This is a genomic window from Bifidobacterium myosotis, assembly GCF_002259745.1.
Taxonomy (GTDB): Bacteria; Actinomycetota; Actinomycetes; order Actinomycetales; family Bifidobacteriaceae; genus Bifidobacterium; species Bifidobacterium myosotis.
In genome coordinates this window covers 1-3314 of sequence record NZ_MWWW01000042.1, presented here as the reverse complement: position 1 = coordinate 3314, position 3314 = coordinate 1, and the positions used below count along the sequence as shown (strand labels likewise).

Below are 3314 nucleotides of genomic sequence, written 5' to 3'. Positions count from 1 at the left end.
TGCGGAGTAATCACCGGTGTGGAGGCCGATTGTCTCGATGGTTCCGCTGAGGGAGGCGTGTGCCCCCGGGCGTGTGCCCCCGGGCGTGTGCCCCCGGGCGTGTGCCCCCGGGCGTGTGCCCCCGGGCGTGTGCCCCCGGGCGTGTGCCCCCGGGCGTGTGCCCCCGGGCGTGTGCCCCCGGGCGTGTGCCCCCGGGCGTGTGCCCCCGGGCGTGTGCCCCCGGGCGTGTGCCCCCGGGCGTGTGCCCCCGGGCGTGTGCCCCCGGGCGTGTTGTGCTTTGTCAAGTTGGTGTCTGCGTTTTGTGCAGTGTTTTTCCGCAGTGTAGGCAGCGGGTTTCCCGCAGTGTGTGCGGTATCGGCCGCTGCCTGTCTGCGTGTGTTGTTGTGTTGTTTGGTTATTTGGTCATGAGGGCGTGTTGGCTGCGGTAGGAGCGGCCCTCGAATCTGATGAGTCGTCCGTGGTGGACGGTGCGGTCGATGAGGGCTGCGGCCATGTTCTTGTCGCCGAGAATGCGTCCCCATCCCGAGAATTCGATGTTGGTGGTGTAGATGATGCTCCTTGTCTCGTAGCTGTCGCTGATGATCTGGAAGAGGAGGCGGCTGCCTTCCTCGTCGATGGGCAGGTAGCCGAACTCGTCGATGATCAGGAGGCGTGCTTTGCCGATGCCCGCGAGCTCCCGGTCGAGCCGGTTGTCCTGTTGGGCGCGGCGCAGGCGCATGAGCAGTCCGGTCGCGGTGAAGAACCGGACCGGTATGCCCCTGGCGCAGGCGAGCCTGCCGATCGCGATCGCGAGATGGCTCTTGCCGACCCCGACGGGCCCGTAGAGCACGAGGTCCTCACATCGACTGATGAACTCGAGGCTCTCCAATTGGGTTCGCCCCCAGTCGGCGGGCATGTTCAGGTTGGTCCAGTCGTAGCCGTCGAGGGTCTTGTCGGCGGGGAACCCGGCCTGTTTGAGGAGGCGGGCTCGTTTGGATTGCTCTCGTGAGTCGAGTTCCGCGGTGAACCAGCGTTCGATGAATTCGAGCTGGTTGGGTGTCGCCTCGGCGAGCATGTTGGCGAGCACGCTGCGTGTCAGGGTCAAGCTGCGGCTCATCATGAGGATGCGTTCGCTTTTCTCGGTCGTGGACGCTCGTCTGCGACGTGTGTCGGGGATCACGGGATCGGGTCTGACACTCATTGCATTCCCTCCTGGTCGTTGTTGGTGTGACGGTCACTGGTGATGAACCGGTCGTAGCCGCTCAGATCCGGTTCGTCGATGGCGCCGGGGTATTGCCAGTCGCCATCACGCATGCGCAACGCGATCGGGGTGAGCGTGTCCGCGTGTAATCCCATGTCCCTGTTGCAGGCGAGGATCTCGTCGCATGCCTGCATCACGGGCTCGAACCCGGCCGCCTGGCACGCGTATGCGATCGCTTTGAGGCTTTCCTTGAGGGTCTTGTCGTCCATGGAATCGAGCCAGCCGCGGATGTCGTCGGGAATATCAGGGCGTATCGTGCTTTCCCTCCACGCGCGTGGTTTGAGCGCGAGCTGGGGAAACACGAGTACGGGGTCCTCCACACTGTTCGATTTGCCGTAGAGTCTGGGATACTCGGCCAGGAACTCCCCGGTGGCGGGCGAGGTGAGCGTGACCGTGTCCCACCGGATCGCGGCCAGAACACGCGAACGGGCATGACAGGCACCGGCGAGGTATTGGTTCGAGTCGATATCGACCAGCCCGTACTTGTCGGCCATACGGGTCTGCCAGCGTACCGGATCGAACACGGTCGACGGCAAAGGCATCAACGATGCCTGCTCCTCGGCGAACACCTGCGTGACGGGCACGTCCATCAGACGCGGGCAATACGACACCTCCGCCAGCTCGTCGCACCGTTCCAGCATGAGCCGGCTCAATTGTTCGTAGGATTCCGCATGCAGGGGCGGGACCATGATGTTACGACGCAGGAACCCGACCGCGTTCTCCACGCTGCCCTTCTCGTTGCCCGAATACGGGTTGCAGAACCTGACCTCGATGCGGTGATGCGCCACGAACGCGGCGAACACGTCGGTCAGGGTCACCTCGCCCTTCGCGTTCCTGTGGCCCGCGCCGGTGGCGTTGTCCATCACGACCAGCGGCGGCACGCCGCCGATATGCTCGAACACGAGCATCAGGCCGTGGCACAGGCACTCCGCGTTCTCACCCGGCAAAGCCACGCACAGCCGCATGTTCGACCACGGCAACGAGACCACCAAGCAATGCACGTCCGTCTGCCCGCCCGCGATCACGGCCCGGGCCAGACCGAAATCGACCTGCATGCTGCCCGCACGCCAATCAAGACGTATGAACCCCTGTTGATCCGCACCGCTCCGGTTCGCCTCGCGCCACCGGTGCACGTACCGCAACGTGGTCGAATACTCGCCATCGTAATCAGTCTCCGCGAGCAGACGCTCGTGCACCCGTTTGATCGTGTGACGCTGCTTGCGGGGCATCAACCGGTCCGCCTCCAGCCACGAATCCACCAGATGCGTGTACGGGTCGATCTTCGAACCATACCGACGATCCGTCTTCGGCCTGGGCGAGCAATCCCGCATATCCGCGTACTTCGCGACCGTCCCGCGATCGACATGCAGCCGCCGCGCTATCTGCGCGCGGGACAATCCCTGCCGATCAAGTCTCCTGATATCCTGCACCATGGGCATCGGTATCGCCATGTTCCTTTCCTTCCCGAGCCTTCGGCCAGCGGCAACCGGCCGAAACCAAAACGAATTGCAACTCGGGAATATACAGACAGGCGAACCGACGTCCCACTACCAAGTACTGCCAAACCTGAGGAAAACCATCAGCCTACACTGCGGAAAAACACTGCCAAACCTGTCGAACAAACATTGAAACAAAACACCTTATGCCCGCCGTCCGTGATTGCGAACGGAGGATGTGCGCCGTGCGAGTGGGGTGCTGTGCGTCGAGCGTTACGCGGTACGTATGGTGGAGTCGTCGGAGGCTGTCGCCCGTCATGATGAAATGGTCCGTGATGGCGTTGTGAGGTTTCGGCGGAAGCACGATATCACAGGTGCGACGGTGCACTACGTGACAATCTGGGGCTTGATTTGGCTCTGTTAAACCAGAATTGACATGAACTAGTCAGCTCGGGTTTTGACTGGGTTGATTTCTCAAGGAAAAATCAACCCAGCTGACTTACCTCGTATGTCAAAGTTGGTTTAACAGAGCCTTTGATTTTGCTGAGATGGCGCTGTTCTGTGGCCCTGTTGGGCTGACTCCCCTCAGTCCACTGTGCGAACAGCTCCCCTCAGGGAGGGAAGCCAATATTCGGGAT

The 3314-nt window shown here is 62.3% G+C and carries 2 protein-coding genes; both read right to left on the bottom strand.

Going from position 1 to position 3314, the window contains the following annotated elements; genetic code table 11:
* Positions 1–394: 394 nt before the first annotated feature.
* The gene (gene istB, locus BMYO_RS11230; protein ID WP_211276864.1) at positions 395–1159 is read right to left on the bottom strand and encodes an IS21-like element helper ATPase IstB; all 765 of its coding nucleotides are present in this window, start codon (positions 1157–1159) and stop codon (positions 395–397) included.
* Positions 1160–1176: 17 nt separating this feature from the next.
* Positions 1177–2691 (bottom strand): IS21 family transposase, encoded by a 1515-nt coding sequence (istA, locus tag BMYO_RS11225; protein WP_094668529.1) that lies wholly within the window; start codon positions 2689–2691, stop codon positions 1177–1179.
* Positions 2692–3314 lie beyond the last annotated feature (623 nt).

What these genes read in the sequence shown, in the direction of transcription:
- istA (WP_094668529.1), bottom strand. Translation starts at nt 2,691, where the DNA reads ATGGCGATACCGATGCCCATGGTGCAGGATATCAGGAGACTTGATCGG.